Source organism: Alcanivorax profundi (assembly GCF_003597125.1).
Classification (GTDB): domain Bacteria; phylum Pseudomonadota; class Gammaproteobacteria; order Pseudomonadales; family Alcanivoracaceae; genus Alcanivorax; species Alcanivorax profundi.
The window spans coordinates 1-591 of sequence record NZ_QYYA01000064.1 but is presented as its reverse complement, the minus strand read 5'-3'; the positions used below and the strand labels follow the sequence as shown (position 1 = coordinate 591).

The window sequence follows — 591 nt, the reverse complement described above, 5'->3', positions numbered from 1 at the left end:
CCTGAACCAGCAGAAAGGCGTATCGGTACTTCCATATAAAGTTCATCAGTTCATTCCTCAAACAGGAAACGTATATCTTACTATAGGCGAACAAGACAACCGCCAAATCACAGTAGAAGAAAAGCTCTATTGTGAGGAGCTATCACATGGCAACACAAAAGTCATGTACTATCCCGTCGTGTTCAGCCGTCTAAGCGGTCACGAATTCTATGTCGTCAAAATCAATGGCAGTCTGATTATGCCAAGAAACTTTGATGGCTATGCATCAGGTGATGGTGATAGCGATATCAATGATGGCTACATCATTCTTCCTCATAAAGGAGAAAATATAAATGATTATATCCTTGACGTAAATTCTGAGGAAATTCCTTCAGATTGGTATACAACAAACAAAAAGGGAGAACGAAAACTAAAGAAAACATACGCCCCACGTCTTCCCCAAAAGGTTTATGTGACTCAATCTGGCACTTACAGTCCAACCGAGCCACTCGATAACATGGGCTTCATTGAGGCTATTTTCGTACCATCTCCACTCATGTACGACCCAACAGCTCGTGTGGTTTACAAAGGTAAGCAATCAGAATATTCAAA

Annotated in this window: 1 protein-coding gene; it reads left to right on the top strand. The window is 41.1% G+C overall.

Translation table 11 applies throughout. The features are described 5' to 3' along the window. Nucleotides 1-591 (top strand): hypothetical protein (locus tag D4A39_RS19055; RefSeq protein ID WP_199699485.1); only part of this gene is annotated, 591 nt, incomplete at both ends.